This is a genomic window from Streptomyces sp. NPDC088730 (genome assembly GCF_044751215.1).
Lineage (GTDB): Bacteria > Actinomycetota > Actinomycetes > Streptomycetales > Streptomycetaceae > Streptomyces.
In genome coordinates this window covers 327,790-353,828 of sequence record NZ_JBIVLK010000007.1, presented here as the reverse complement: position 1 = coordinate 353,828, position 26,039 = coordinate 327,790, and the positions used below count along the sequence as shown (strand labels likewise).

Sequence of the window (26,039 nt, the reverse complement as noted above, 5' to 3'; positions counted from 1 at the left end):
GGTACGGCCGCCGCCTGGAGCGCACCGCCTACGGAAAGGTGCCGCCGGAGAGCCGCCTGCTTACGGGTTCAGGAGCTGTACGGCACCTGCTTCCCCGGCGCGAGGGGGTGAACGGTTCAGGCGCACCCGGTCATCGCGCTGGGGACCAGACGCCGAACCACTGCTCGGCGCCGAAGGCCGGATACCGCTCCACCTCGGTGAACCCCAGCTTTGCCGCGAGGCGCATCGAGGGCCTGTTGGCGGTCTGGGTGCGGAGCACCACCGCTTCGCCCGGACGTTCGTCGGCCAGCCAGGCGAGGGCTGCCGCGCACGCCTCCGCGGCGTACCCGTGTCCCCAGGCCCGCGGCAGGAACAGGTAACCGAGCTCGGTCTTCCCGATGTCCGGGCGGATGTGCCCCGGTCGCTCCGCGTGCGGATCGAGCAGGATCGTGCCGATCGCCTCCCCGTCGAGCTCGACGACGAAGAAGCCGGGGCGCTGTCCGGGCACTTCGGGCACCGTGCGTTCGAGCTCCTCGCGCGGCTGAGGGCCACCGAGGTACGCGGTCACCTCCGGCGAAGCGTTCAGCTCGATGGTCACCGCACGGTCCCGAGCCTCGGACTGGCGCAGGACGAGCCGCTCGGTTTATATCGGGGCGGTGGGCCAGGTGAGGGGCCGGGTGTCAGTCATGCCGACCCACTGAATCAGCAAGTTCGACGAGGATCAAGGCTCGCTCAGGCAGCTCCGTCGGTCCCGTCAGTTCCGCCGGGGGAGCGGGAACGACCCGTCAGTTCCGCCGGGCGAGCAGGAACAAATGGGGCTCGGGCGCGGCCGCCGGATGGGCCGGCGTGAACACGCTGCCGCTCTCCGACAGGACCGTGAATCCGGCCCCGGTCACCAGCGCGGTGAATTCCGCGGGACCGAAGCTGGTCACCCGCGCCGGCCGCCCCATGAACTCACCGCTCACGCCCTCCAGGTCCAACGGCACGGTCGCGACGGCCAGATGGCCGCCCTTCCGCAACGCCCGACCGACCCGGACCAGCACCGCAGACTGGTCGGCGCGCGACATCTGCAAGAGGGAGAAGTACACGCAGGAGGCGTCGAAACTCCCGTCCTCCAGCGGCAGTTCGCGGATATCGGCACAACGGAACTCGGCCCGTGGCACCTGCCGGGACGCGATGTCCACCATGACCGGCGAGACATCGACGCCGAGCACCTCATGGCCGGCGTCGGTCAGGGCCTGCGCGGTCGGCCGTCCGGTGCCGCTGCCGACGTCCAGTACCCGGCTGTGCGGTGCCAGGTGCTCCAGCAGCAGTTCCAGCGAGGCATGGTGCGCGGCCGATCCGGCGAACGCCTGCTCGTACTCGGCGCCGATGGCGTCGAACAGTGACGCGGCGGCAGTGGGCTGCTGACCTGAATCCATCACGATCCACTCTCTCCCGGGCCATCTCACCGGCCCCCGTGACGACAGTATTCGCGCCTGCCCTGGATTACTGCAACGCGTGCACGGCCGCCCCGAAGACGGCTGGTGCGCGGTATGCGGCGGGGACGATCAGGCGGGCGGTCGCCGGATGCCGTGCTATCGCCAACAGGGTCTCGGTGAGCAGACGATGACGTCTGGTCAGACTGCGCCACCGGGCCGGGTAGTCCTGCGGCCGGCCGGCGGCCAGTGAGTCCACCGCGGCCTCGGCCGTCGCCAGGGCCAGCGCCACCCCCTCGCCGGTCAGCGCGTCCACATAGCCCGCGGCGTCGCCGACCAGCAGGACCCGGCCGGACCGCCGGCCCAGCGCCCGCCGGCGCAGCGGTCCGGCGCCGCGCACCGGGCCCGCGTCCCGGCCAGCGAGCGAGGCGGCGAGCCGGGGGAACGCCGTCAGATGCTCGTCGTAGGAGCGCCGTTCCCGGCTGAGTACGGCCACCCCCACGAGGCCGTCCCCGAGCGGCGTCACGTACGCCTCCCCGTGCCGGGACCAGTGGACCTCCACGAAATCCGTCCACGGGGCGATCCGGTAGTGCCGGCGCTGCCCGTATCTGCGTACCGCCGCGCCCGGTCCGTCCAGGCCCAGTTCGCGGCGGATCGGTGAGTGCAGCCCGTCGGCCGCGACCAGCCAACGTGCCGTCAGTCCGCCCGCGCCGACCCGGTCGCCGCTCTGCGTGACGCCGGAGAGCTTGCCCGGCACGATCCGGACGCCGAGCTCCATCGCGCGGCCGTGCAGGGCCGTGTGCAGCTCGGTCCGCCGCACGCCGAGCCCCGTCCGCCCCCGGAAAGCCGCCTCCGCGCAGCGCGTCCCCTCCAGGTACCGGATGCCGCGCAGCCGGTGACCGGACACCTCGATGCCGAGGGCGCGCAGCGCGACGACCCCGCTGGGCATGATGCCCTCGCCGCAGGCCTTGTCGATGGGCGAGGCGCGGGGTTCGACCACGACCGTCTCCAGGCCCAGCCGGGCCGCCCGGATCGCCGCCGCCAGACCGGCCGGACCGCCGCCCGCCACCAGCAGGTCGATCATGCCGTCACGTCCGCCGGAGCGGCGGTCAGGGCCGCCTCCTCGCACCGGACCCGCACGGTCATGAGCGCCGCGTTGAGCACGGTGAAGAGCGCCGCGGTCAGCCACGCGCCGTGGACGAGCGGCAGCGCGAGCCCCTCGGCGGCCACGGCGGCGTAGTTCGGGTGGCGCAGCAGCCGGTACGGCCCGCCGGTCACCAGCGGCAGCCCCGGAACGACGATCACGCGGGTGTTCCACCGATGGCCGAGCGTGCGGACGCACCACCAGCGCAGCCCCTGTGCGGCCACCACCACGGCCACCATCGCCCAGCCGAACAGCGGTACGAACGGCCGGTCCGCCAGCCGGACTTCCACCAGACAGCCCAGCAGCAGGGTCGTGTGCAGCGCGACCATCGCCGGGTAATGGGCGCGGCCGGTCTCGACACCGCCGCGGGCCAGCGCCCAGCGGGTGTTGCGGAGCGCGACGACGAGTTCGGCGAGCCGTTCGCCCGCCACGGCCAGCACCAGCGCCGTGTACCAGTTCATGTGTCCTCCGGACTACCAGCGCAGCAGCACCAGTTCGCAGCAGAATCCCGGTCCCATCGCCATCAGCAGCCCCGGCGAGCCCGGCTCCGGCCGCCGCTGCTCCAGCGTGTCCCGCAGCACGTGGAGCACCGAGGAGGACGACAGGTTCCCCACCTCGGCCAGCGAGCGCCAGGTGACATCGAGAGCGCCGTCGGGGAGCGCGAGTACCTCGGAGACGGCCTCCAGGACCTTCGGGCCGCCCGGGTGGCACACCCAGTGCGCCACGTCCTTCGGCTTGAGCCCGTGCTCCGCCAGGAAGTCGCCCACATCGTCGGCGAGATAGCGGCGCACGACGTCGGGGACGGCCGGATCGAGCAGCACCTTGAAGCCGGAGCTGCGGATGTCCCAGCCCATCACGTGCTCGGTGTCCGGATACATGCGGCTGCGGGTCGCCACCACCTCAGGGCCGGCCCCGGACGCCCGGCCCGCGCCGAGAGCCACCAAGGCGGCCGCCCCGTCACCGAACAGCGCGGTCGCGACCAGGTTGGCGGTCGACGCGTCGTGACGCTGGAACGTCAGGGAGCACAGTTCCACCGAGAGGAGCACCGCCACGTCGTCGGGACGGCCGAGGAGGTAGTCGTGGAGCCGGGCCACCCCGGCGGCCCCGGCCACGCAGCCGAGCCCGAAGACCGGCAGCCGTTTCACATCGGGGCGCAGACCGAGCCGTCCCACCAGCCGGGCATCGACCGAGGGGGCGGCCACCCCGGTGACGGACGTGAACATCAGGAGGTCCACATCGCCGGGCCGCAGCCCGGCCGTCCGCAGGGCACCGCGCAGCGCGTCGGCGCCCATGTCCACGGCCGCGCCGATGAACACGTCGTTGGCGCCGCCGAACCCGTCCAGCTCCGCGTACCGCTCCAGGGGCAGCACCATGTTCCGGGTGCGCACCCGGGCGTTCTCGTGCAGTCGGTCCAGCACCCGCCGGTCGGCCCCGGGCGGCAGACAGGTGCGGGCCACCATGTCGGTGACCTCCCGCTGGGTGTGGCGGTACGGAGCCGGGGTGCCGTGAACGGCGGCGATCCGGGTCATCCAGGGTCCTGGTGCGGAGGCGTCATGGCCCAACCCTGCCCCACTCGGCGGACAAAACGCCGCAAATGACTCGTGCATGGCAGGCGAAAGGCCGCAAACGGTCCGTGTGGCTGTCATGTCCCTCCGGCACGGAGTACCTACGATCACCGGATGGGTACCCCAGACCCGCCGCGCGTGTACGCCGCGACCGGTCGGCCGCCGCGCCGCACGGCGGCACTCGCCCGCTCCTGCCACCCGGGCCCGGTGGTCGCGGTGAGTGTGCTGGCCGGCGCGCTCGGCGCCGGCGTCGGCCTCGACGGGGCCCGCCGCGCCCTCCTCGTCGCAGCGGTGCTGAGCGGTCAGCTCTCGGTGGGCTGGTGCAACGACGCGTTCGACGCGCGGCGGGACGCCGCGTCCGGCCGCCGCGGCAAGCCGGTGGCCGACGGGTCCGTGAGCCGCCGGGCGGTGTGGACGGCGGCCTTCACCGCCGCGCTGCTGTGCGTCCCGCTCTCGCTGGCCTGCGGTCCGTTCGCCGGTACCGTGCACCTCGCCGCCGTGGCGGCGGCCTGGGCGTACAACCTGGGAGTGAAGGCGACGGTACTGTCCTGGCTGCCGTACGTGATCGGGTTCGCCGCCCTGCCGGCGGTGGCCGCCCTGACCCTGCCCGGCAGTCCGGGCCCGGCCTGGTGGGCCGTCACGGCCGGTGCGCTGCTGGGCCTGGCGGCGCATCTGGGCGATGTGCTCCCCGACATCGACGACGACCTGCGCAACGGGGTGTGCGGACTGCCCCACCGGCTGGGCGCCGCCGGCACCCGGCTGCTGCTGCCGGTGCCGCTGGTGGCGGCCTCCGCGGTCCTGGCGTTCGGACCGGCCGGACCGCTGGGCCGGTGGGGAGCGCTGACCCTGGCGGTGGCCGCGCCGGCCGCGCTGGCCGGGCTGGTGCTGGGCCGGTACTGGCGCGAGGCCGCGCTCGCCGCCGCAGTGGTCGTGGCGGCGGCCGACGTGGCACTGCTCCTGGTACGCGGCGCCGCCCCGGTGTGATCCGGGCGGCGGCCTGTTCGCGGTGTCACACCGGTGTGATCCGGGCGCCGGTCTGTTCGCGGCGTCGCACCGTTGTGATCCGGGCAGTGGCCCGGCCACGGCCTCACACCGTGCGCAGCCACGCGTCGAGCTGCCGGAAATCGGTGCCGGTGAGCCCGCGTCCGGGATCGACGCGGTGGAGCAGGAACCGCCCGTCGTGATGTGCGGCCACCCATCTCCGGTCCGCCGCACCGATCTCGTCGTCGACCCACGCGAAGGGCCGCCCGGCGGCCCGGCCGACGAGCGTGCGGGTCTTCCAGTGCAGACCCGCACGCGCGTCCCGCTCGTCCTGCGCCGACGGTTCCGGCCACAGCACCACGGGGAGCGGCGGCAGTCCGAGCCTCGGCGCGACGATCTCGTTCGCCTCGTGCGTCCACGTCGTCGCCCACACCAGCTCGCAGCCGAGCGCGGCCAGCCGGGGCCCGAGCCCCGGATCGATCCTGGCGAGCAGCGGGTGCGCCCGGGATCCGGGCGGAAACGGACCGCCCGGATGCGTCGGGTGGACGCCGCCCGGCCCGGTCGCCGGGCCGAACGGCAGGAGCGGGCCGTCGACGTCGAGGAAGAGCAGCGGAAGCCCGCCGGAACCGGTCACCGCCGAACCGTACCGCCGGACGTCAGCGACCGCCCGCGACCCGCAGGATCGCCCCTGTCGTGTAGGACGCATCGTCCGAGAGCAGCCAGGCGACGGCTCCGGCGACCTCGTCCGGGCGTCCGGGCCGGCCCAGCGGGATGCCGGCCGCGGCCTTGTCGGGGCGCTCGGGGTCCTCGTGGAACTCGGTGCGGATGATGCCGGGCGACACCGCGTTGACCCGGATACCGGCCGCGGCGACCTCCTTGGACAGCCCGACGGTCATCGTGTCCACCGCGGCCTTGGCGGCGGCGTAGTGGACGTACTCGCCGGGGCTGCCGAGAGTGGCGGCCGCCGAGGACATGTTCACGATGGCCCCGCCCCCGGTGCGGCCCATGTCGCGCACGGCCCGGCGGGCGCAGAGCAGGTACCCGATGACGTTGACGTCCAGGGCGCGCCGGAGCCCGGCCGGGTCGGCGTCCGCGAGCGGGCCCGTCGGGCCGCCGACGCCCGCGTTGTTGACCAGTCCGGTGACCGGACCGAGTCCGTCGGCCGCCGCCTCGAAGAGCTGGTCGACACCCGACTCGTCGGCCGTGTCCATCCGTACCGTGACGCAGCGCCGGCCGGTCCTGCGTACGGATTCGGCCACGGCCTCGGCGGCCGCCACGTCGGAACGGTGGCCCAGCGCGATGTCGTGGCCGTCGGCCGCCAGACGCAGACAGACGGCCGCGCCGATCCCGCGGCTGCCGCCGGTGACCACGGTGACCGGATGACGACTCATGAATGGATGCCCCTGTACTCCCGTGCGAGGACCCGGTGGTCCTCGTCGAGGGACCATCGTAGGGAGTGCTGATCGAACTCCGTCACGGCGACGGTCCGGACGCTCCGTCCTACGGAAACGACCCGTCCGGAAACGCTCCGGGAACGGCTCGGTGGACTGCCACCCACTCATGGAAGAGTGGCAGTCCACCGGCGGTACGGGTGAGGCGGTGCTACCCGGGGAGGTCGCTGCCGTCCGGCCGCTCGCTCCGCTCCCGCAGCTTCCGGGCCTTCTCCTGCAGCCGACGGCGCTGCTCCGGGTCGTTGGTGCGCTCCGCGGCCTCGGTCATGTGCCTGGCATTCTCGCGCATCTGGTCGGCTCGGCCGGGTTCTCCTGCAACGCTCATCGTCGCTCCTTGGACGGTAGGGAAGAGCGGGCTCCCTCAGAGAACCAGCGCTCCCGGACCATCGCACCCCGAAGCGTTACGTACCGTGAAGGTGCCAGGTGGGACGGGCTCCGGGGAGCGGGCCATGGCACCGGCGGGACCCGCGGGTCCGCGACGCTGGCATGATCAGGGGTATGAACGAGCGCATGATCGCCGCGTGTGACGGGGCATCGAAGGGGAATCCGGGGCCCGCGGCCTGGGCATATGTGGTGGCCGACGCGGACGGCAGGCCGTTCCGCTGGGAGGCGGGGCCGCTGGGCACCGCCACCAACAACGTCGCCGAGCTCACCGCGCTCCAGGAACTGCTGGAATCCGTCGACCCGGGTGTGGCGCTGGAGGTCCGGATGGATTCGCAGTACGCGATGAACGCCGTCACCAAGTGGCTCCGGGGCTGGAAGCGCAACGGCTGGAAGACCTCGGCCGGCAAACCCGTCGCCAACCGCGATCTGGTGGCCCGCATCGACGCCCTGCTGACCGGCCGGGCCGTGGACTTCGTCTACGTGCCCGCCCACCAGGTGGACGGCGACCCGCTGAACGCCCTGGCCGACCAGGCGGCCAGCGAGGTGGCCGTGGCACAGCGCGCGGCAGGCACCTCCCAGGGATCCGCGGACCTGCCGGTGCCCGTCGCCGCCCGCGCCTCCGAAGGGCGCCGCACCGGCGGTACGGCCAAGAGCGCGGCTCAGGGCGCGACGAAGAGCGCGGCGAAGAGCACCGGCGGGACGGCCCGGTCCGGTGCCACCATCCGCGCCAGGTACGCGGGGCGGTGCCACTGCGGCAAGCCGTACGCGGCCAAGGACACGATCGCGAAGAACGACCAGGGCTGGGGCCACCCGGAGTGCCGCACGGCTTCCGCCTGAACCCGCGGAACCGCCCCGCGCGACGGGTCCGGCGTGCCATGATGCGGCTCCGGCCGGGCGGCCTGCGCACTGCCGGAGCCGTGGACGGCGGCGACACGCTGGGGGGCGTATGGAAAGCACGGGAACGGTGCTGCGTGAACTGCGCGGGGCGCAGAAATCGGCCAAAGGGGTGTCGCTCTACTCGCGGTACGTGAACCGGCCGGGCGGGCGGATCCTGGCGGCCGCCGCGTTCCGGCTTCGTATGACACCCAATCAAGTCACTGCGGTGAGCGCGGTGTTCACCTTCGCCGCCGTCGCGTCCGTGGCGCTGGCCAGACCCACGTGGACGCTGGCCGTGCTGGTCTACCTGGGGCTCGCCGTGGGGTTCGCGCTCGACTCGGCCGACGGGCAGCTCGCCCGGCTCACCGGCAGGGGAGGCCCCGACGGCGAATGGCTCGACCACGTCGTCGACTGCGCCAAGATGATCCTCGTCCACACCGCCGTACTGATCTCGTTCCACCGCTTCTTCGCCCTGCCGGCAGAGGGCTGGCTGCTGCTGCCGCTCGGCTTCCTGTTCGTGGCCGTGCTGACCTTCTGCGCGGGGCTGCTGCGGGAACAGCTGGGGAAGGCGGCCGCCGCCGGCCGCCCGGCGCCGGACGGCGGCGCCGGGCCACCGCGGGCGGTGTCCCGGCTGCGGGCCGCGGCACTGCTGCCGGCCGACTACGGGGTGTTCTGCCTGGTCTTCCTGCTGCTCGGTGACGAGAGGGTCTTCCGGATCGGCTATGCCGTGCTCGCCGCCGTGCACGCGCTGTTCCTGGTGGCGTTCCTGGTCAAGTGGTTCAGGGAGCTGAAAGCGCTCCGGGCAGGCTGACCAGCGAGTCCAGCGCCCGGCGCAGCTGGGTGCTGGACGTGTGCACGGTGTACGGGAAGTAGACGACCTCCACGCCGACTTCCGCGAAGTCGCGTTCGAGCCGTTTGCCCTTCTCCGTGTCCCGCCAGTCGTCGCCCTTGAAGATGACGTCGAACCTGACCTGCTGCCAGGTCTCCACCTTGTCGGGCACGGTCTCGACGAACGCGGCGTCCACGTACCGGACGCTCCGTACGATCTCCAGCCGCTCCGGCAGCGGAATGACCGGTCTGTGGCCCTTCGCGAGTGCGGCCATCTCGTCCGAGACGACCCCCGCGACGAGGTAGTCGCACTGGCTGCGGGCATGCCGCAGGATGTTGAGGTGACCCACGTGGAACAGGTCGTAGACACCCGGCGCGTAGCCGACCCTGTGCACCATCCGTTCTCTCCCCCCACGGTGAACGCGATGTCCGTGTCCCACCGGCAGGTTTCCGGACATGGCGCCCGGTCCGGTGGGATATCGGTATCGGTGTTGATCGTGCAACGACCTTACTGTGAAGACCACTTGCGCATCACGTGAACGGATAAGCTCACTTTTGGGGCTGTTCCTTGGGGGGAACACAGGTGGCTCCGGGGGGAAGGCGACCGTCCGATGCCAGACGCAGATCAGCTGCCGTACGCGGGTCAGCACGAGCAGTTCCGGAGCCGCCGCTTGCTGGTCGTCTCGACCAACTACGCGCCGGAGCTGACCGGAATCGGCCCGTACGCCGCGCAACTCGCGGAACACTGGGCCGCGTCCGGCGCCGAGACCCATGTGCTGACCGGCATGCCGCACTATCCGTCCTGGCGGACCGAGCCGGAGTACCGAGGTGTGTGGCGGGTGGAGGAGGAGCGCTCCGGGGTGACGGTCCACCGGCGAAGACACTATGTGCCGCCCCGTCAGAGCGCCCTGCGCAGAGCCGTCTTCGAGGCATCCGTCCTCGCGCACGGTCTGGTCTCCCCGCCCCCGGTGCGGCCGGACGCGGTGATCTCCCAGATGCCGAGCCTCGCGGGCGGCGTCCTCGGCGCGCGGCTGGCCCGGCGCCACCGCGTCCCGTACATACCCGTCGTGCAGGACCTGATGGGCGCCGCCGCCGCACAGAGCGGCATCCGCGGCGGCGACAGGGCGGCGGCGGTGGCGTCCCGGGCCGAGCGGTACGCACTGGGTGCCGCCGCACTCGTCGGCGTCATCCACGAGAGCTTCGTCCCCCGGGTCACCGCCTACGGGGTCGATCCCGGACGCATCCGCCTCGTCCCCAACTGGACCCATGTGAAGCCCCCTTCGGCCGACCGCTCCGTGACCAGGGCGCGCCTGGGCTGGCCCGAGGGCGCCCCGGTGGTCCTGCACTCCGGGAACATGGGGCTCAAGCAGGGGCTGGAGGTCCTGGTCGACGCGGCCCGGCTCGCCCCCGGGATACGCGTCGTGCTGATGGGCGACGGCAACCAGCGCGAAGCCCTGCTGGCACGGGCGGCCGGGCTGCCCAACGTCGAGTTCCGGCCGGCGGCGGGGGCGGACGAGTTCACCGACGTGCTGGCCGCCGCCGACGTCCTCGCCGTGACCCAGCGTGCGTCCGTCCTCGACATGAGCGTGCCCTCCAAGCTGACCTCGTACCTCGTCTCCGGCCGCCCCGTCGTCGCCTCCGTGGCGGACGAGGGGGGCACCGCCCAGGAGGTGCAGCGCTCAGGCGCCGGACTGCTCGTCGCGCCCGAGGACCCGGCCGCGGTCCTGGCGGCCGTGCGCAAGCTCGTCGAGCAGCCGGCCGCCGCCGACGAACTCGGCGCCCACGGCCCCCGCTACGTGGCACAGCACCTCGGCCGGGAGGCCGGCCTCGCCCGCTTCGACGCACTGCTCACCGAGGTCCTTCAGGACGCCGCCCAAGGGAGACCACGCCGATGACCCAGCCGATCCGTGCCCTGGAGGACCAGGACGAACCCGCGCTGCTGCGGGATCAGTTCAGGCAGCTCCTGCGCTACCGCGTCCTGCTCGCGTGGGGCGTGGTCCTCGGGCTGCTCGGCGGCGGCTGGCTCGCCCTGAGCGGTGAGGACACCTACACCGCCATCGGGGAGGTGTCGGTGCGCTCGGCCGCCTCCGACCCGTTCGCGGCGGGCGCCTCGGCCGACAAGGGCATCAACATCGGCTCCGAACGCCAGACCGCCGTCAGCGACGCCGTGGGGACCGTCGCCGTCGGCTCGCTGGTCAAGCACGGCGACCGGATCGAGGTCGGAAAGCTGCTCACCGGCCTCCAGGTCACCAATCCGCCCAACACCCTGGTGCTCAGGTTCGCCTACACCGCCCGCGACCCCGAACAGGCCAGGGCGCGCGCCCAGGCGCTCGCCGAGGCCTACCTGGAGATCCGCCGCGAGCGCACCGAGAACAGCATCGACAACATGGTCGACGGCTACCGCGCCCAGCTGAAGCCGCTCACGGAGCAGCGCGACCGGCTGGCCGAGCAGGAGACCGGCGCCGCCGGCAGCGACGTCACCAGCGCCCGCGCCAACATCATCGTCGCCATCTCCGAACTGAGCCAGAAGATCTCGGAGCTGCGTGCGCTCGACACCACGCCCGGCTATCTGAACAAGAAGCCCGTCGCGCCCGAACGGCCCACCGGCGCGGGACTGCCCCTGCTCCTCGGACTCGGCGGCGTCGTCGGACTCGCGCTGGGCCTGCTGCTGTCCTGGGTACGGCTCGTCTTCGACCCGGCGGTCCGCTCCACCAGGGAACTCGTCCGCTCGCTCGGCGCCCCGCTGCTCGGCACCCTGCCCAGGGAACGCGCCGGAGCGGGCCGGCTGCTCGCCATCGGACGCGGCGGCAGCCGGCTGGCGGAGGAGTACCGGGCGGCGGCCTTCCGGCTCGCGTACGACCCCTCGTTCGCCGAGCGGCGACGGCTGCTGGTCACGGCGCCCCGCGGGGACAACGCCATGGCCGCCGCCGCGGCGGTCAACCTGGCGGCCGCCTTCGCGGAGATGGGGCGTGACGTCCTGCTGGTCGAGGCCGATCTGCGCACCCCGTCCCTGGCCAGGGAGCTCGGCGCCGCGAACCGGGGCGGACGGCCCCGCTGGTCCGCGGAGCGGGACGAGCGCGGCTGGCCCTCGGACAGCCGCACCAACGTGGACGTGCCCGGCTCCGGGGCCTTCACCCTGATCGCGGGCCGCCGGATGGACAACGTGCCGCGCGCCCTGACCTCCGCGCCCGTCGGCCGCATCCTCGCGGAGGGCGGCCGGCCCGGAGCCGTCGTCATCGTGCTCGCCCCACCCGTCCTCTCGTACGCCGACGCCGTCGCGCTCATCGACCGGGTGGAGGGCGTCGTGGTGGTCTGCGACCCGCGCGAGGTGCACCGCAGCGACCTGGAGCGGATCCGCGAGATCATCGGCGCCGCGGGCGGGTCCGTGCTCGGCACCCTGCTGCACCCCGGTCACGGACGGATCGAGCGCCGGGCGCGCCGGAAGGCGGCCAAGCGCCGCGCCCGCGACGTGCAGGCACCGGGGCCGGGGCGCGAAGGACAGGGCGGCCGCGGGCGGCCGGACGGGCCCGGCCGCAACGGCGGCGCCGGCGACCCCACGGAGACGCTCGGCCTGCGCACCCTGGACGGCGGCACCACCTGGCACGGCGGCGGAAACGGCCACACCGGCGGCAGCGACCACAGCAGTTCCGCAGGACAGCGGTGAAGGCACGCACCGCGGTCGTCTGCTCGGTCGCGGACCAGGGGGTGGCGGCGCTCACCAACATCCTGGTCCTGGTGGTGGCGGCCCGGCTCTCCACCGTCTCCGACTTCGCCCGGTTCTCCGGCGTGTACCTGGTCTTCACCGTGCTGCTCGGCGTCTTCGGCGCCTACACCGGGCAGCCGCTCGTGCTGCGCCGGGGCACGGGCGAGGAGACCCGTGGGGCCTGCCGCTCCGCCGTCGCTTTCACCCTGCTCGTCTCGGCCCTCCTCGGCGGCACGCTCGCCGGGGTGTGCGCGGTGCTCGCGGGGGACACCGCGCGGGCCCTGATGGCGCTGGGGCTGGTGCTGCCCGTCGTCCTCGCGCAGGACACGGCCCGCTACGCCTTCGCCACGCTCCAGGCCCAGCACCTGGCCCTGGGCGCCGACACGCTCCGGCTGGCCTGCGTGCTCGGCGCGCTGACCGTGCAGCCGCACGGCGCTCCGGCCGCCCGGCTCGTCACCGTCTGGGGCCTGTCCGCGCTGCCCGCCCTCCTGCTGTCCGTCACCCTGCTGCACCGGCGGACCGCGGGAACGCCCGTGCGGCTGGCGCCGCTGCTGCGGCGCGGACACCTGGGCCGGCGGTTCGTCGTCGAGTTCGGGGTCGGCAACGCCACCAGTCAGCTCTCCGTGCTCGGTCTGGGCATGGCCGGCAACCCCCTCGTGGTCGGCGCGCTGCGCGGCGCGACCACCCTCTTCGGCCCGCTGAACGTGCTGTTCACCTCCGCCACCGGCTTCGGCCCGCCGCTCCTCGGACGGCTCGCCACCGACCGGCTGCGGGTGCGGGCCGCCGCCGCCCTGGCCGCCGTACTGGCGGCGACCGCCGCCGGCTGGGCCACCGTCCTGGCGCTGCTGCCCGGCTCCGCGGGCCGCCATCTGCTGGGCGACACCTGGCCCACGGCGGCGGCGCTGCTTCCCGCGACCGGCAGCCAGTACGCGGCGATGGCCGTCGGCACCTGCGGGCTGCTGGCGCTGAGACTGCTCGATCCGCGCACCACGCTCTCCATCCAGGTGGTCTTCTCGCTCGCCGCGGTGGGCTTCCTGGCGGGCGGATACTGGCTCGGCGGGGTGCCGGGCGCCGCCTGGGGCCTCTGCCTGGGCTCCGTCTGCAAGGCGGTCGCCACCTGGACCCGGGTGGCCCGGCTGAACCGTCGCGGTGCCGCGGAGCGGGCCACGGTCAGCGCGACCGCTGTCCGTTCCCGTCCCTGAAACTCGTGACCAGCGCCAGGCACAGGGCGGCGATGGCCAGCTTCCCCGCCGCCTGAAGCAGCGGGCCGCGCAGCAGGATGAAGGTGTACCCGGCGATCAGCGGAGCCGCGACGGCCAGGACGCTGCCGGGCCCCGGTCCGTCCCGGGAGACCGCCCGCGCGTACCGGCGGTCGGTGCGCGCGGCCGCGTACCCGATCAGTGCGAAGCCGCCGATCAGGCCAGGAGCGGCGAAGTCGACCCACAGTTCGGTCCAGAGCGGCGCCGAGAGGTTGGTCATGTTCATCCCCATCCACTGCCCGACCCGGACCCCGGTGTCCTCCGGCTTGCCGCTCCAGGCCGCCCGGGGCACGAAGAAGAAGGCGGAGCCCGCCAGTTGACGGCCGTAGGTGTGGCCCCGGGTGCCGACCCAGGAGATGGTGTTGGCGAACATGACGGTCTGGTCGTAGTCCTTGGTGGCCAGCGGCTCGAAGACCGAGGACGACTCGACCGGCCGGTACCCGGAGTCGTCGTAGCGGAACCGGTCGGCGTACGGGAACAGCACCAGCGCCCCGATCACCCCCGTCGCCAGCACCGAGCGGTACATCGCCGCGCTGCTCGGGAACGCGGTGAACAGGAAGGAGACCAGCACGGTCAGGAACCAGTAACGGGCGTTGGACACCGGATTGTTCACGACCAGGTTCACGATCAGCAGCGCGCACCAGACCAGTACGGTCGACGGTGTGCGACGGGCCCGGCGCGAGGTCACCAGCCGCCGGGTGAAGAAGAGCAGCGCGAGCAGCGCCGGAACCGTCCCGAACCCCTTGAGGAACGCGGAGCCCACATTGGACCCGCCGGACACCACTCCGCTCTCCGCGACCGAGGCGCTGATCTCCTGCCTGCTGGAGAAGAAGACAGCGGGCCCGCCGAGCTTCAGCACGTAGTAGCCGCTCGCGGCGAACGCCAGCAGCACCAGCAGCCGCAGCCGGACCGGGTGCGCGGTGGCCCGGCCACCGCCCCCGCGGGCGGCCGTACGCCTGCGCAGCGGGCGCCGGGACGCCAGCAGCGCCCCCAGGTCGAACGCCGCGCACCCCACCAGCACGAGGGCGATCGCGGTCACCAGATCGGAGCGCGGCCCGACCATCGGGGTCGGGGTCTGCCCGATCACCGCCTGGGCGAACGGGGCCACCCCCATCGCGATGTACACGAACATCCAGAAGACGCCCTGCAGCAGCCGCCGCCGGGTGGACAGGATCATGGTCGCCAGCCGCGCCCCCGAATAGCACGTCAGCACCAGCTGCAGCCAGTACCCGGTGTCCCGGGTCCCGCTCCCGGGCTGCGCGGCGATCAGCGCCGGCAGGAAGCAGACCAGACCGAGGATCAGCGGTACGGCCATCGCACGCGACAGCATCGCCCATGACATGGGCTTGGCGGGCGGCTCCACCGGACTCGGCGGCCGGCCCCCCAGGACGGGACCGGGCGGCGCCGCCCCATGCACGGACGTCATCTGTTCCCCGTTCCGTGAGCGTGTGAACACTCTAACGAATCAGCCCACTTGGGGTGATGCGATGACTAGTCTGTGCACAGCTGCCGAGGTCGAGGGGAACCCTGGTGAAGATCCTGCACGTCGTCACACTGCACACCCCGGACCACGCCTTCGGCGGTCCGACCCGGGTGGCCCTGAATCTCTCCGGGGTCCAGCGCGCCGCGGGGGACGACGCCCGGATCATGGCGCTCGGCGACGGCTTCGAGGGCCCGCTGCCGTCCCTCGTGGAAGGGGTGCCCGCCCACCTCTACCGGGCCCGCCACCTGCTGCCCCGGTTCGAGGTCAGCGGCATCACCTCGGGACCGCTGCTGCTGGCCGCACGCCGGATGATGCGCGGTGCCGACGTCGTCCACGTGCACCTGATGCGCGATCTGGTGACACTGCCCGCCGCCCTGCTCGCACTGGCGTCGGGGACCCCGCTGGTCGTCCAGACGCACGGCATGGTGGACCCGACGGAGAACCGCGTCGCGCAGCTGACCGACCTGCTGGGCGTGCGCAGGGTCCTGCGCCGGGCGGACGCCGTGCTGCACCTCACGGAGGCCGAGCGCGTCGATGTGAACGCCGTCGCGGCGCCGGTACCGCTCAGCCGGACCGTACGCCTGGTCAACGGCGTTCAGCCGCAGGAGCGCAAGCCGGCCCGTGACCCCGGGCGGCCGCCGATGGTGCTCTTCCTCGCCCGGATACAGGAGCGAAAGCGCCCGCAGGACTTCGTCGCCGCGATGCCCGCCGTGCTGGCCGAGCACCCGGACGCCAGGTTCGTACTGGCGGGCCCTGACACCGGGGCGCTGCCCGGCACCCTGCGGCTGGCCCGCGAGCTGGGCGTGCTGGACTCGCTCGACCACGTGGGGCCGCTCGGCCACGAAGAGGTGCTGGCGGCGGGGCGGCGGGCCGATGTGTACGTCCTGCCGTCCATCGAGGAACCCCTCGGCGTCTCGGTCCTGGAGGCGATGTCCGTCGGCACCCCCGTGGTCATCACCCGCACCTGCGGCCTCGGGCCCGATGTCGCGCGGGCCGGTGCGGGCCGGGTGATCGACAGCCGGGTGGGCGAGGACGGGGCCAACGCGCACAAGGTCGCGCGGGCGGTCCTGGAACTGCTGGAGCCCAAGGCCAACGCAGAGGCGGGGCAGGCGGCCTGGGAGCTGGTCGGTGAGGACTTCACCATCGACGTCGTGACCCGGACGCTCCGGCGGACCTACGAGGACGTGGTCCGCCGGAAGCGCCGTTGACTCAAGGAGCGGGCGCCTCGCGGGACTTCAGGGCGATCTGCCACCGGTAGAAGCTCATCGCCAGGGCGAAGTCCAGGCCGGCCCGCCCGTCCAGGAAGCCCCGCCGGTACACGTACATGTACGCGAACGAGACCAGCGGCTTGAACGGTGCCTTGTGGAACAGCTGCCCCTGACGGGACTTGACCCTGCGCACCTGTTCCTTGACCTCGGGGTGGTGCTCCAGCCACGCCTCCCAGTCCGAGTACCGGTTGTGCCGTTCGAACCAGGCGGTCACCGGGTCGAGATCCTGGTGCTCGATCGGGTTGCGGAGGGTGCCGGCGCTCTGAGCGACCGGCTGGTAATGGCCCTCGACCTCACCGATGCCGGGGGCGTCGAGATCCCCGACCTCCGGGTACCGGCTGCGGGTGCGGTCGGTCAGTGACCGCTTGCGGATGGTGTAGCCGTGCCGCAGCCGCTTCCCGGAGAACCAGTACCCCAGCGGAATGTCGTACGCCGCGGGTTTCGGCGCATCCGGATCCGCGAAGATCTGCCGCAGTTCGGCCAGCAGACCGGGGCTCAGCCGCTCGTCGCCGTCGAGCAGCAGGATCCAGTCCAGGTCCGTGCGGACATGGTCCAGGCACCACTGCTTCTTCCGCGGATGTCCGCCGTCCCAGGTGTACATGACGACCTCGGCCCCGCACTCCGCGGCGATCTTCGCCGTGTCGTCCGTACTGTGCGAGTCGACCACGACGACCGCCTCGAAGTGGCCGAGGACCGACTTCACCGCCTCCGCGATGTTGAGTCCCTCGTTCTTCGTGGGGATGGCCACGGCTATCGGCAGTCGGTTCATCCGTTGCCTCCTTCGGGGAGCCAGGCGTAGCAGCCTGTGGAGGTGAAGGCGGTGGCCGCCGCCGGGATCGTGATGCGGCTGCGCTTCCCGTCGTCGGACGAGCCCGAGGCCAGGACCTTGCCGTTCGCCCCGGTGATCTCCCAGCCGCAGTTCTTCGTCGGTGAGACATCGCGGTAGCGGCCCGGCCGCAGCCGCGCCCCCTCGTAACGGCCGTCGGGGTACGCCTTCGAGGCCTGCGCCACGAGCTCTCTGTGCTGGGTGCACAACTGCCCGGCGGCGGGCTCGGCATCAGCGATCTCGCCCGTGGCCACGGCTCCGATCGCGATGTCCCGGTCGACCTTGACCAGATACGTCAGCCGGTCGCAGGTCGCCTGTCCGGTCTGGAGCACCGCCGCCGGGTCCATGCCCTTGGGCACCCGGTCGACCAGGTACTGCTTCTGCTCCTTGGTGAACGTGCCGGTGGCCGGGGTGAGTTCGTCGGTCGGGGTCTTGGGCGGCTCGCCGGAGCGCGAGGCCCGCGGACCGGCCGGTGCGGAGCCGTCCGGCGCCGCGGGCGCGCCGGCCACCGGCCCCGCGGAGGCCGCGGGCCCGGCGCCGGCCGTCTTCTCGCCGCCGCCACCGGAGGAGGAGCCGCAGGCGGCCAGCGCCGCCGCCGTGATCACGGCGGCGGCACCGGCCAGGAACGGATGTCTCATCCACCTGTCCTCAGGGCGTAGTGGGCACTGACCTGGGCGGCGGTCAGCGCGGTCGGGTACACGGCGGTCTCGTCGATCTGTCCCGCGAAGAAGTTGCTCGTCGGACGGTTCGGCCAGGTCGCCAGATTGTCCCCGCCCACCCGCCAGTAGCCGGGATAGGTCTCGCTCTTGGTGTACAGCGCGTTCGAGGCGCGGAGCTTTCCGTCCACGTACAGGGCCATGCCGCCGGACCCCTGGGTGGCGACGACGTGGTGCCAGGCGCCGTCGTTGTAGGCCCCGGTCGTGCTGACGGTCTGGCCGCCGGTGTTGTGGGTGCCGAAGGTGAGGCGCCCGTTGTTGAGCATGTACACATGCTTGTCGTACTTACCGCTGAGTTCCATGGTGTTGGAGCCGTAGCCGATGATCTTCCCTCCCCGCGTGGTCGTCGTCTTGATCCAGGTCTCCACGGAGAACTTCGCGGTCTGGTTGTGGGTCCGGTTGCTGTACGCGTACTGGGTGGACCCGTTGAACCCGATGGCGGTCGAGGGACCGGACACGGCCGCCGGGGTCTGCCGGTAGGAGGGTGTGTTGCGCAGGAAGCCGTTGTCCTTGCCCGCGCTGGTGTCGGCGGCGAAGGTGGACGTGCCCTCGTCGTAGCGCCAGTACAGGCTCGCCCCGTCGGACAGCACCCTGGCCGGGTAGCCCTCGGCCTTCGTCGCCACGGTCGCGGTCACCGCGGGCGATTTGGCGCTGGTGTTGGTGCCGTCGCTCGCACTGATCCGGTAGGTGTGCGTCTCGCCCGGTTCGGCCGCGGTGTCGGTCCACCGCAGCTGCGGCCGGTCCCAGAACACCGAGGAGCCCGTCGTGGTGTACACGGGGGTGCTCGCGCCGTCCTTGTAGATCCGGTAGGTCAGCTCACCGTCGTCCGTGTCGAAGCTCGTCTGCCAGTTCACGTCCAGCTTGCCCGCGGCGACCGTGGACACGCTGACGTTGGGCACCCAGGGCGCCCCGGTGTCGGGCCCGTCGGCGAACCGGGTCAGCCCCTGCTGAGGTGAGCTGTTGACGGTGGTGAACTCGCCGCCCACCCAGAGGTAGTGGTGGCCGCCCTTGTCGGTCTGGGTCATCGCCCGGGGGCCGACCGGTTCCCCGATGCCGTCGTTGGTGTCCGGGAACCACGGCAGCAGCTTGGGATCGTCCACCGACTGGGCCAGCAGATGCTTGCGCGGCTGGTCGGGGAACTCGCCCATCGAGGAGCAGTCGTGTGCGTGACTGCCGCTGTAGAGAACCCCGCTGTGCACCAGGACGGCCTGGGTGGCGCCGAGGCAGGTGTCGCGCCAGACCTGCTGGAAGGTGGCCAGGTCCACCGCGATCCGGCCGTCGAAGACACCGCCTCCGGTGCCCTCGTTCGCGGTGTAGAACTTGGTTGCGTCCGCGGTGAGGTCCTGCACCGTGGAGGTGTTCGGGATGAAGCCCGGATAACTCTTGTCCAGGGCGCCCGTCGTCGCGTTCACCACCGCGAGCGCGTGCGACGTGGTGCCGTTGACGGTGAAGAAGTCGCCCCCGATCATGACGTGCTGGCCGTCGGGAGTGACCTGGACGGCCCGGCCGACCTCATCCGTGTTGGCCTTCCACGGCTTCAGTGCGGCGGCCGTGGTGACCGCGGCGAACTTGTTCCGGGTCTGCCCCGCGACACTGTTGAAGTCACCGCCGAGATACACCGTATCGTCGGTGACGGCCAGCGCCCGTACCGTCGCGGAGACGGCGAGCTTGAAGTCCGAGCGCGGAGTGCAGCTCGCCGTGTCGATCGCCGCGATGTTGCTCACACCGACGCCGTTCACCGAGGCGAACTGGCCCCCGACGTAAAGGGTTTCGCCGTCGGGGGAGAGGGTCAGGGCCCGCACGGTCGCGGTGCCCGAGGACTGCGTGAACGACAGTTTGCAACCGGTCGGCGCACCGGTCGCGGCGTCGAACGCGGCGAAGTTCACCGCCGGCTGCTCCGACGTCCCGGCCGCTGCGTCCGGCGGCCGTACGGTGGAGAACGTGCCGCCCGCGTAGACGACCCCGTCGTCCGTCGCGGCCAGCGACCAGACGATTCCGTTGGTCTGCCAGGTGGAGAGGTCGTCCGCGGTGAGCGAGACCGGCGGGGTGAGCGCCGCTGCCGGAGAGCCCCCGGCAGCGGCGCCCAGGGCACCGGCGAGCAGGCAGAGCGCGGCGGCCGCGGCCCGTACCCGGCCGTGGCCACGGGATCTGCGCCCCGTACTTGCGTTCATCATTCAGCTCCGAAGGTGAGAACGAGCTGCGGCCCGTGGGCCGCGGTTGCGACGTCGCCCGGCCGGATGCGGAGCGAATCCGCTCCGTCGCCGGCCGGGGCGGACGAGTAGGCGGGGCCCAGGGCCCCGCCCGGGTCCGGCGCGTCCCGCTCCACCGAGTGGCCGGTGGAGCGGGACGCGCCGGAGATGGTGCCCGGCACCGTCGGGGCGAGCGACGGCCGGGAGTCGTAGGTGCCCGCGGACCCGGCCCCCGCGCCGGTGACCGGCACGGGAAGGTGGCTGCCGGCCGGGCCCGCGGTGGGGTCCGACGAGGTACGGAGGCCGAGCCGGGCGTTCCCGGGCCGCTGCCCGGCCGACGCGGCGGGCAGCTGGAAACGGAGGCGGCCCGGATGGGGCGTGGCGCCTCGCGAGGCGAGCTGGTTGTCGTTGCACGTGGTGTTCGCGGCGACGCTGTTGACGTACGTGCCCTCTGGCGGCGTCAGGGAGACCGCGGTGTTCCCGGCGTCGAACGCGGCGGCGCCGGCCGGGCGCACGCCGGTGAGCGCGAGGGCGGCGGCGACCACCCCGCCCCGGGTGAGCCCCGGGCATCCGGGGCCGCTCACCGGTCCACCCGCACCGCGGCCCCGGTGAGCTGGTCGGCCAGCTGCCTGACATCGGCGTCGACCATGATCCGGGCCAGCTCCCGCGACTTCACGGCGGGCTTCCAGCCGAGCAGCTCCGCCGCCTTCGACGCGTCCCCGATCAGCGCGTCGACCTCGCTGGGGCGCTCGTACTTCGCGTCGTACCGGACGTGCTCGCGCCAGTCCAGACCGGCGTGCTCGAAGGCGTACTCCAGGAACTGCCGGACGCTGACGCCCTCGCCGGTGGCCACCACGTAGTCGTCCGGGGTATCGCACTGGAGCATCCGCCACATGGCGTCCACGTACTCGGGGGCGTAGCCCCAGTCGCGGACCGCGTCCAGGTTCCCCAGGTGCAGCTGGGTCTGGAGCCCCGCCTTGATCCGGGCCACCCCGCGAGTGATCTTCCGGGTCACGAAGGTCTCACCGCGGCGCGGGGACTCGTGGTTGAAGAGGATCCCGTTGACCGCGAACATCCCATATGCCTCACGGTAGTTGACCGTCGACCAGTACGAGTAGACCTTCGCGACGCTGTACGGACTGCGCGGGTGGAACGGCGTCCGCTCGTGCTGCGGCGGCGGACTGGCGCCGAACATCTCCGAGGAGGACGCCTGGTAGACCCGGGTGTCGATGCCGCTGGCGCGCACCGCTTCCAGGAGCCGGGTGGTGCCGAGCCCGGTGATGTCCCCCGTGTACAGCGGCGCGTCGAAGGAGACCCGGACGTGCGACTGCGCGCCGAGGTTGTAGACCTCGTCGGGCCGGATGTCACGCAGCAGGTTCACCAGGGCGACCCCGTCGGCGAGATCGGCGTGATGCAGGACGAAGGAGCGGTCCGCCTCCTCCGGGCCCTGGTAGATGTGGTCGATCCGCTCGGTGTTGAAGCTCGACGAACGGCGGATGAGTCCATGGACCGTGTATCCCTTGTGGAGCAGCAGCTCGGACAGGTACGAACCGTCCTGTCCGGTCACGCCGGTGATGAGCGCGGTCTTCGCCACGTCTCCCCCTTCTGTGGTCGCCCGAGAGGCTGTTGGCCGTCGAAATTTCAGAGTTTGAGGCGATCTGCGGCAAAACGTCACCGCGGCATGGAGCTGCTGGCACAATCCGAGCCATGACGACTGATCTCCCCGGCCCTTCCCAGGAATCCGTCCCGTCCCTGCTACGGCCCGCCGCCCGGGTGTTCGTCGCCGGCCACCGAGGTCTGGTGGGCTCCGCGGTGGTGCGCCGACTCACCGCCGAAGGCCACGAGGCGGTCACCCGCGGCCGCGACCGCCTGGACCTGTGCGACGCCGGGCGCACCGCCGCCTTTCTGCGTGACGTCCGGCCGGACGCCGTGGTGCTGGCCGCCGCCAAGGTCGGCGGGATCATGGCCAACAGCACCTATCCGGTGCAGTTCCTGGAGGAGAATCTGCGGATCCAGCTGAGTGTGATCGCCGGGGCCCACGCGGCGGGCGTCGAGCGGCTGCTCTTTCTCGGCTCGTCCTGCATCTACCCCAAGCGCGCCCCGCAGCCCATTCCCGAGAGCGCCCTGCTGACCGGCCCGCTGGAGCCGACCAACGAGGCGTACGCGCTCGCGAAGATCGCCGGGATCGTGCAGACCCAGTCCTACCGGCGGCAGTACGGCGCCTCCTACATCAGCGCCATGCCCACCAATCTCTACGGGCCCGGCGACAACTTCGACCTGGAGACCTCGCACGTCCTGCCCGCGCTGATCCGCCGCTTCCACGAGGCACGGCAGAGCGGAGCGCCGACCGTCACCCTCTGGGGCTCCGGCAGCCCCCGGCGGGAATTCCTGCACGTCGACGATCTGGCCGCCGCCTGCGTGCTGCTGCTGGAACGCTACGACGGCGAGGAGCCCGTCAACATCGGCTCCGGCGAGGATCTGACCATCCGTGAACTCGCTTCGACAGTAGCTGATGTGACGGGATATCAGGGGCAGATCGAATGGGACAGCGGCAAGCCGGACGGCACTCCGCGCAAGCTGCTGGACGTCTCCCGGCTGGCCTCCCTCGGCTTCACGCCGCGGATCGCGCTGCGTGAGGGAATCGCCGCGACCTACGCCTGGTGGCTCCAGGAGCAGGTCGCCCAGGTCTGACCCGCGGCCGGCCGGGCGGGGGGACGGCGTCACCCCGCCGCCCGCCCGGCCCCCTCCGGCATTCCGCATCCGCCGCCGCACTCAGTACGCCCCGCGGCCGTCGGTGACGGCGCGCAGCGTGCGGGCCATCAGTCCCATGTCCGTGGCCACCGACCAGTTGTCCACGTACCAGAGGTCGAGCGACACGGTCTCCTGCCAGGACAGGTCGGAGCGCCCGCTGACCTGCCACAGGCCGGTCAGCCCCGGTTTGACCGAGAGCCGTCTCAGCTCGCGCTCGTCGTAGCGGGACACCTCGTCCGGGAGCGGCGGGCGTGGACCGACCAGGGACATGTCACCTCTGAGGACGTTGAGGAGCTGGGGCAGCTCGTCCAGGGACGAGCGGCGCAGCAGCCGGCCCACCCGGGTGACGCGGGGGTCACGGCGGATCTTGAACATCGGGCCGTCGGTCTCGTTCGACGTGGCCAGCCGCTCGCGGTGTCGTTCGGCGTCCGCCACCATCGTGCGGAACTTCCACATGGTGAACGGCCGGTTGTGCTGCCCGTGGCGGATCTGCCGGTGGAAGACCGGTCCGCAGGAGGAGAACCGGACCGCCGCCGCGACCACCAGCAGCAGGGGGGCCAGCGCGAGCAGGCCGAGGGCGGCGCCGCCCCGGTCCACCGCGGCCTTGAGCGCGGCCTGCGGCCCCCGCCGCAGCGGCGGCACGATGTGCAGCAGGGTCAGCCCGGCCGCCGACGCCGGCCGGACCCGGCCCGCCGCGATCTCCGAGAGGTGCGAGAGCACGGACAGCTCCAGTCCGCCGTCGTGGAGCCCCCAGGACAACTGCCGTAATCGCTCCTCCGTGAGCTCCGGCCCCGGTATCACCAGCGCCAGGTCCGCCTCGTGCGCGAAGGCCGCTCCCAGCACCGTCGAGGCGTCGTCGTCGGCCGGCGCGGGCGCGAGCCGGCCCGGGACCGGTGCGTCGCAGCTCAGCGCGGCCGTCCCCACGGGCACGGCGGCCACCACGAGGTAGCCGTGGTCCGCACGGGAATCCAGCAGCCGCACCGCCCGGTCCACTCCTGCGGCCGCCCCGACCACCAGCACCCGGCGGGCCGTCCGCCGCTTCCCCCGCGCGGGCAGCCGGCGGACTCCGGACACGGCCGTCGTGGCCAGCAGGCCGGGAATCAGCGCCACCACCGCCGACGACGGATCGATGGCCGGGTCGGTGACGGTCCAGAGCACCGCCAGCACGCCGATGAGCAGCAGCCAGTCCCCGGCCGCGGTCAGCGCCCCGGGAGGCCGGCCGGGTGCCCGGAGCGAGTACCGGCCGCGCGCCGCCCGTACGCACGACCAGGCCAGCGCCGCCGCGACCGCGCCGGCCAGGGCCCGGGACTCGCCGTCGGCGCGCAGCACGAGCCAGCCGGGAACGCCGAGGCCCAGCAGGTCGAAGCAGACGACCAGCGGCAGGTACCGGCCAGGCCCTCTCTTCGGCCCTGGCCGGGCGGAACGCTCGCGCTGTACGGTCGGGCCCTGTGGCAGCCGGTCGAACTCCTGGCTGCGGGGCCGGTTCGAAGCGGTCCGTGGCAGTGGCGCCCCCGCCAGTCCCACGGGTCCTGACATTCCGGTTTCGGGTAGCTCGACATGCCCCATGAACCCCCCAGTCACAGTTGCATCTCCACAAACGGGGCGCATCCGCCGATCCTGGGGACTGACGGATGCGCCCTCGCTCGGTGCACGATATCCACACACGTGCCATTTCGCTGGAGTTCCAGTGAAGTTCAGACATGCGGTGTGAGCCGGAACTCGTCCCGATCCGGGCCGGATCACAGGTTCTGTGCGGGGCTGTTGGTATTTGGGACACACCGGAACCGGGCGGTGTGCGGATATGTACCGGCGCTCCGCCAACTACTGTACGTGGTCGGTCGGTTGGTCTGCGCTGCCGCCTCGGTCGAGGGCCCCGCGGCGCCTTCTGGGAGAATGCACCGCCGGGGGACTGCGCCCGGCCACGAGCGAAAGAGGACGCACGGTGACTCCCGCGGAGAAGAACTGGGCCGGCAATGTCACGTTCGGGGCGAGGCGGCTGCGCGTCCCCCGCTCGGAGGCCGAGCTGCGGGAGACGGTGGCCGCTTCCACCGCGGTGCGCGCCCTGGGCACCCGGCACTCGTTCAACACGGTCGCCGACACCACCGGGGACCTGGTCTCGGTGGCGGGCCTGCCGCGGGTGGTCGAGATCGACCCGGGCGCGGGAGCGGTGACGGTGAGCGCGGGGCTGCGCTTCGGTGAGTTCGCCGGGGAACTGCACGAGGGCGGCTTCGCCCTGCACAACCTGGGTTCGCTCCCGCACATCTCGGTGGCCGGCGCCTGTGCGACCGGAACCCATGGCTCCGGCACCGGGAACCGTTCGCTCGCCGGAGCCGTCCGGGCACTCGACATGGTCACGGCGGACGGCGGGACCGTCTCGCTGCGACGCGGTGACCCGGACTTCCCCGGAGCGGTGGTCGCCATGGGTGCGCTGGGCGTGGTGACCCGGCTGACGCTGGACGTGGTCCCCGCCTTCGACGTACAGCAGTGGGTGTACGAGGACCTGCCGGAGTCCCGGCTGACCGGCGGCTTCGACGAGGTCATGTCGGCCGCGTACAGCGTCAGCGTCTTCACCGACTGGCGTCCGGGGCCGGTCGGCCAGGTGTGGCTCAAGCAGCGGGTCGGCAGCGGGGGAGCGGGGCAGGCACCGGCCGAGTGGCTGGGCGCACGGCTCGCGGACGGCCCGCGCCACCCGATCCCCGGGGTGCCGGCCGGCAACTGCACCCGGCAGCAGGGTGCGGCCGGCGCCTGGCATCACCGGCTGCCGCACTTCCGGCTGGAGTTCACCCCGAGCAACGGGGACGAGCTGCAGTCGGAGTACTTCGTGGCCCGCGAGGACGCCGCGGCCGCCTACCGGGCGCTGGGCGGGCTCCGGGACCGGATCGCCCCGCTGCTCCAGATCTCCGAGATCCGCAGCGTCGCGGGAGACGAGCTGTGGCTGAGCCCGGCGTCCGGCCGGGACTCGGTGGCCTTCCACTTCACCTGGATACCGGACACCGCCGCCGTGACACCGGTGCTCGGGGAGATCGAGGAGGCGCTGGCCCCGTTCGGCGCGCGGCCGCACTGGGGCAAGGTGTTCACCACCGCCCCCGACGTCCTGCGCACCCTGTACGGGCGGTACGCCGACTTCGAGAAGCTGATGGCCCGGTACGACCCGCACGGCACCTTCCGCAACGGCTTCCTGGGCCGGCACTTCCCGGGCTGACGCCAGGCGCGGCAGC

25 protein-coding genes are annotated in these 26,039 nt (G+C 72.6%); 9 read left to right on the top strand and 16 right to left on the bottom strand.

From position 1 onward, the window contains the following. Nucleotides 1–130: 130 nt before the first annotated feature. The 5 genes from ACIP89_RS23055 to ACIP89_RS23035 all read right to left on the bottom strand — a co-directional run bounded on the left by ACIP89_RS23055 (nucleotide 131) and on the right by ACIP89_RS23035 (nucleotide 4,070). Nucleotides 131–607 carry a GNAT family N-acetyltransferase gene (locus tag ACIP89_RS23055; protein ID WP_402116508.1) on the bottom strand — a complete coding sequence of 159 codons (477 nt, stop codon included), beginning with the start codon at nucleotides 605–607 and terminating at the stop codon, nucleotides 131–133. Between the two features lie 157 nt (nucleotides 608–764). Next, on the bottom strand, nucleotides 765–1,400 hold the full coding sequence (locus tag ACIP89_RS23050) for a class I SAM-dependent methyltransferase (RefSeq protein WP_401928549.1): 636 nt from the start codon (nucleotides 1,398–1,400) through the stop codon (nucleotides 765–767). Nucleotides 1,401–1,467: 67 nt separating this feature from the next. After that, nucleotides 1,468–2,481: an NAD(P)/FAD-dependent oxidoreductase gene (locus ACIP89_RS23045; RefSeq protein ID WP_402116441.1), complete on the bottom strand. Its 1,014-nt coding sequence runs from the start codon at nucleotides 2,479–2,481 to the stop codon at nucleotides 1,468–1,470. Next, nucleotides 2,478–3,002, bottom strand: a complete 525-nt coding sequence (locus tag ACIP89_RS23040) for an isoprenylcysteine carboxyl methyltransferase family protein (RefSeq protein WP_402116440.1) — start codon at nucleotides 3,000–3,002, stop codon at nucleotides 2,478–2,480. The genes ACIP89_RS23045 and ACIP89_RS23040 overlap by 4 nt, the downstream gene beginning before the upstream one ends. A gap of 12 nt (nucleotides 3,003–3,014) precedes the next feature. Further along, nucleotides 3,015–4,070, bottom strand: coding sequence for a type III polyketide synthase (locus tag ACIP89_RS23035; protein WP_402116438.1), 1,056 nt, complete (start codon nucleotides 4,068–4,070; stop codon nucleotides 3,015–3,017). A gap of 150 nt (nucleotides 4,071–4,220) precedes the next feature. Here ACIP89_RS23035 and ACIP89_RS23030 point away from each other — a divergent pair, with 150 nt between their 5' ends. Beyond that, nucleotides 4,221–5,090, top strand: a complete 870-nt coding sequence (locus ACIP89_RS23030) for a UbiA family prenyltransferase (protein WP_401928063.1) — start codon at nucleotides 4,221–4,223, stop codon at nucleotides 5,088–5,090. A 103-nt stretch (nucleotides 5,091–5,193) separates the two neighbouring features. On the opposite strand, the gene ACIP89_RS23025 is transcribed toward ACIP89_RS23030, so the two are convergent. The 3 genes from ACIP89_RS23025 to ACIP89_RS23015 form a co-directional block, all read right to left on the bottom strand. Next, the gene (locus ACIP89_RS23025; protein ID WP_402116437.1) at nucleotides 5,194–5,721 is read right to left on the bottom strand and encodes an HAD domain-containing protein; all 528 of its coding nucleotides are present in this window, start codon (nucleotides 5,719–5,721) and stop codon (nucleotides 5,194–5,196) included. A 22-nt stretch (nucleotides 5,722–5,743) separates the two neighbouring features. Beyond that, a complete protein-coding gene (locus ACIP89_RS23020) occupies nucleotides 5,744–6,478 on the bottom strand; it encodes an SDR family NAD(P)-dependent oxidoreductase (RefSeq protein ID WP_401928067.1) in 735 nt (244 codons plus the stop codon). A 211-nt stretch (nucleotides 6,479–6,689) separates the two neighbouring features. Continuing rightward, nucleotides 6,690–6,863, bottom strand: a complete 174-nt coding sequence (locus ACIP89_RS23015) for a DUF6381 family protein (RefSeq protein WP_401928070.1) — start codon at nucleotides 6,861–6,863, stop codon at nucleotides 6,690–6,692. Nucleotides 6,864–7,036: 173 nt separating this feature from the next. Between ACIP89_RS23015 and ACIP89_RS23010 the strand changes: the two genes are divergently transcribed. Further along, nucleotides 7,037–7,759, top strand: a complete 723-nt coding sequence (locus ACIP89_RS23010; RefSeq protein WP_401928072.1) for a ribonuclease H — start codon at nucleotides 7,037–7,039, stop codon at nucleotides 7,757–7,759. A 109-nt stretch (nucleotides 7,760–7,868) separates the two neighbouring features. Further along, nucleotides 7,869–8,609 (top strand): CDP-alcohol phosphatidyltransferase family protein, encoded by a 741-nt coding sequence (locus ACIP89_RS23005; RefSeq protein WP_401928073.1) that lies wholly within the window; start codon nucleotides 7,869–7,871, stop codon nucleotides 8,607–8,609. Here the strand turns inward: ACIP89_RS23005 and ACIP89_RS23000 are convergent. Further along, entirely contained in the window at nucleotides 8,578–9,024 is a 447-nt protein-coding gene (locus tag ACIP89_RS23000) for an adenylyltransferase/cytidyltransferase family protein (RefSeq protein WP_362958911.1), read from the bottom strand. The genes ACIP89_RS23005 and ACIP89_RS23000 overlap by 32 nt on opposite strands. Nucleotides 9,025–9,237: 213 nt before the next feature. On the opposite strand from ACIP89_RS23000, the gene ACIP89_RS22995 reads away from it, so the two are divergent. Genes ACIP89_RS22995 through ACIP89_RS22985 form a run of 3 tightly spaced genes read left to right on the top strand, consistent with a single transcriptional unit; the run spans nucleotide 9,238 to nucleotide 13,531 of the window. Then, nucleotides 9,238–10,521, top strand: coding sequence for a glycosyltransferase (locus ACIP89_RS22995; protein WP_401929288.1), 1,284 nt, complete (start codon nucleotides 9,238–9,240; stop codon nucleotides 10,519–10,521). Further along, entirely contained in the window at nucleotides 10,518–12,290 is a 1,773-nt protein-coding gene (locus tag ACIP89_RS22990) for a lipopolysaccharide biosynthesis protein (RefSeq protein WP_401928079.1), read from the top strand. The genes ACIP89_RS22995 and ACIP89_RS22990 overlap by 4 nt, the downstream gene beginning before the upstream one ends. Beyond that, entirely contained in the window at nucleotides 12,287–13,531 is a 1,245-nt protein-coding gene (locus ACIP89_RS22985; protein ID WP_402116436.1) for a hypothetical protein, read from the top strand. The genes ACIP89_RS22990 and ACIP89_RS22985 overlap by 4 nt, the downstream gene beginning before the upstream one ends. On the opposite strand, the gene ACIP89_RS22980 is transcribed toward ACIP89_RS22985, so the two are convergent. Further along, nucleotides 13,500–15,014, bottom strand: a complete 1,515-nt coding sequence (locus tag ACIP89_RS22980; RefSeq protein WP_401928083.1) for a hypothetical protein — start codon at nucleotides 15,012–15,014, stop codon at nucleotides 13,500–13,502. The genes ACIP89_RS22985 and ACIP89_RS22980 overlap by 32 nt on opposite strands. Before the next feature lie 104 nt (nucleotides 15,015–15,118). Here ACIP89_RS22980 and ACIP89_RS22975 point away from each other — a divergent pair, with 104 nt between their 5' ends. Next, nucleotides 15,119–16,279, top strand: a complete 1,161-nt coding sequence (locus ACIP89_RS22975) for a glycosyltransferase (protein WP_402116434.1) — start codon at nucleotides 15,119–15,121, stop codon at nucleotides 16,277–16,279. A gap of 1 nt (nucleotide 16,280) precedes the next feature. Here ACIP89_RS22975 and ACIP89_RS22970 read toward each other — a convergent pair whose 3' ends face one another. From ACIP89_RS22970 to gmd, 5 genes are read right to left on the bottom strand one after another with little or no spacing between them, the layout of a single operon-like run. After that, a complete protein-coding gene (locus ACIP89_RS22970) occupies nucleotides 16,281–17,108 on the bottom strand; it encodes a glycosyltransferase family 2 protein (RefSeq protein ID WP_401928088.1) in 828 nt (275 codons plus the stop codon). Then, on the bottom strand, nucleotides 17,105–17,803 hold the full coding sequence (locus ACIP89_RS22965; RefSeq protein ID WP_402116433.1) for a hypothetical protein: 699 nt from the start codon (nucleotides 17,801–17,803) through the stop codon (nucleotides 17,105–17,107). The genes ACIP89_RS22970 and ACIP89_RS22965 overlap by 4 nt, the downstream gene beginning before the upstream one ends. Beyond that, complete coding sequence (locus ACIP89_RS22960) at nucleotides 17,800–20,052, bottom strand: LamG-like jellyroll fold domain-containing protein (protein WP_402116431.1); 2,253 nt, start codon at nucleotides 20,050–20,052, stop codon at nucleotides 17,800–17,802. The genes ACIP89_RS22965 and ACIP89_RS22960 overlap by 4 nt, the downstream gene beginning before the upstream one ends. Further along, nucleotides 20,052–20,654: a hypothetical protein gene (locus ACIP89_RS22955; protein WP_402116429.1), complete on the bottom strand. Its 603-nt coding sequence runs from the start codon at nucleotides 20,652–20,654 to the stop codon at nucleotides 20,052–20,054. Before ACIP89_RS22955 ends, ACIP89_RS22960 begins: the two co-directional genes overlap by 1 nt. Next, the gene (gmd, locus tag ACIP89_RS22950; protein ID WP_401928099.1) at nucleotides 20,651–21,664 is read right to left on the bottom strand and encodes a GDP-mannose 4,6-dehydratase; all 1,014 of its coding nucleotides are present in this window, start codon (nucleotides 21,662–21,664) and stop codon (nucleotides 20,651–20,653) included. Before gmd ends, ACIP89_RS22955 begins: the two co-directional genes overlap by 4 nt. A gap of 113 nt (nucleotides 21,665–21,777) precedes the next feature. Between gmd and ACIP89_RS22945 the strand changes: the two genes are divergently transcribed. After that, nucleotides 21,778–22,761: a GDP-L-fucose synthase family protein gene (locus tag ACIP89_RS22945; protein ID WP_402116427.1), complete on the top strand. Its 984-nt coding sequence runs from the start codon at nucleotides 21,778–21,780 to the stop codon at nucleotides 22,759–22,761. Nucleotides 22,762–22,842: 81 nt separating this feature from the next. On the opposite strand, the gene ACIP89_RS22940 is transcribed toward ACIP89_RS22945, so the two are convergent. Further along, nucleotides 22,843–24,357, bottom strand: a complete 1,515-nt coding sequence (locus ACIP89_RS22940) for an exopolysaccharide biosynthesis polyprenyl glycosylphosphotransferase (protein WP_401929276.1) — start codon at nucleotides 24,355–24,357, stop codon at nucleotides 22,843–22,845. 406 nt (nucleotides 24,358–24,763) lie between these two features. On the opposite strand from ACIP89_RS22940, the gene ACIP89_RS22935 reads away from it, so the two are divergent. After that, nucleotides 24,764–26,023, top strand: a complete 1,260-nt coding sequence (locus ACIP89_RS22935; RefSeq protein WP_402116425.1) for an FAD-binding protein — start codon at nucleotides 24,764–24,766, stop codon at nucleotides 26,021–26,023. Nucleotides 26,024–26,039: the final 16 nt, after the last annotated feature.

Coding starts and splice junctions, on each gene's coding strand:
- ACIP89_RS22940 (WP_401929276.1), bottom strand. CDS start 24,357: ATGTCAGGACCCGTGGGACTGGCGGGGGCGCCACTGCCACGGACCGCT.
- ACIP89_RS23020 (WP_401928067.1), bottom strand. CDS start 6,478: ATGAGTCGTCATCCGGTCACCGTGGTCACCGGCGGCAGCCGCGGGATC.
- ACIP89_RS22990 (WP_401928079.1), top strand. CDS start 10,518: ATGACCCAGCCGATCCGTGCCCTGGAGGACCAGGACGAACCCGCGCTG.
- ACIP89_RS23045 (WP_402116441.1), bottom strand. CDS start 2,481: ATGATCGACCTGCTGGTGGCGGGCGGCGGTCCGGCCGGTCTGGCGGCG.
- ACIP89_RS23030 (WP_401928063.1), top strand. CDS start 4,221: ATGGGTACCCCAGACCCGCCGCGCGTGTACGCCGCGACCGGTCGGCCG.
- ACIP89_RS23010 (WP_401928072.1), top strand. CDS start 7,037: ATGAACGAGCGCATGATCGCCGCGTGTGACGGGGCATCGAAGGGGAAT.
- ACIP89_RS23000 (WP_362958911.1), bottom strand. CDS start 9,024: ATGGTGCACAGGGTCGGCTACGCGCCGGGTGTCTACGACCTGTTCCAC.
- ACIP89_RS23015 (WP_401928070.1), bottom strand. CDS start 6,863: ATGAGCGTTGCAGGAGAACCCGGCCGAGCCGACCAGATGCGCGAGAAT.
- ACIP89_RS23035 (WP_402116438.1), bottom strand. CDS start 4,070: ATGACCCGGATCGCCGCCGTTCACGGCACCCCGGCTCCGTACCGCCAC.
- ACIP89_RS22980 (WP_401928083.1), bottom strand. CDS start 15,014: ATGACGTCCGTGCATGGGGCGGCGCCGCCCGGTCCCGTCCTGGGGGGC.
- ACIP89_RS22965 (WP_402116433.1), bottom strand. CDS start 17,803: ATGAGACATCCGTTCCTGGCCGGTGCCGCCGCCGTGATCACGGCGGCG.
- ACIP89_RS23005 (WP_401928073.1), top strand. CDS start 7,869: ATGGAAAGCACGGGAACGGTGCTGCGTGAACTGCGCGGGGCGCAGAAA.
- ACIP89_RS22960 (WP_402116431.1), bottom strand. CDS start 20,052: ATGAACGCAAGTACGGGGCGCAGATCCCGTGGCCACGGCCGGGTACGG.
- ACIP89_RS22995 (WP_401929288.1), top strand. CDS start 9,238: ATGCCAGACGCAGATCAGCTGCCGTACGCGGGTCAGCACGAGCAGTTC.
- ACIP89_RS23040 (WP_402116440.1), bottom strand. CDS start 3,002: ATGAACTGGTACACGGCGCTGGTGCTGGCCGTGGCGGGCGAACGGCTC.
- ACIP89_RS22970 (WP_401928088.1), bottom strand. CDS start 17,108: ATGAACCGACTGCCGATAGCCGTGGCCATCCCCACGAAGAACGAGGGA.
- ACIP89_RS23050 (WP_401928549.1), bottom strand. CDS start 1,400: ATGGATTCAGGTCAGCAGCCCACTGCCGCCGCGTCACTGTTCGACGCC.
- ACIP89_RS22945 (WP_402116427.1), top strand. CDS start 21,778: ATGACGACTGATCTCCCCGGCCCTTCCCAGGAATCCGTCCCGTCCCTG.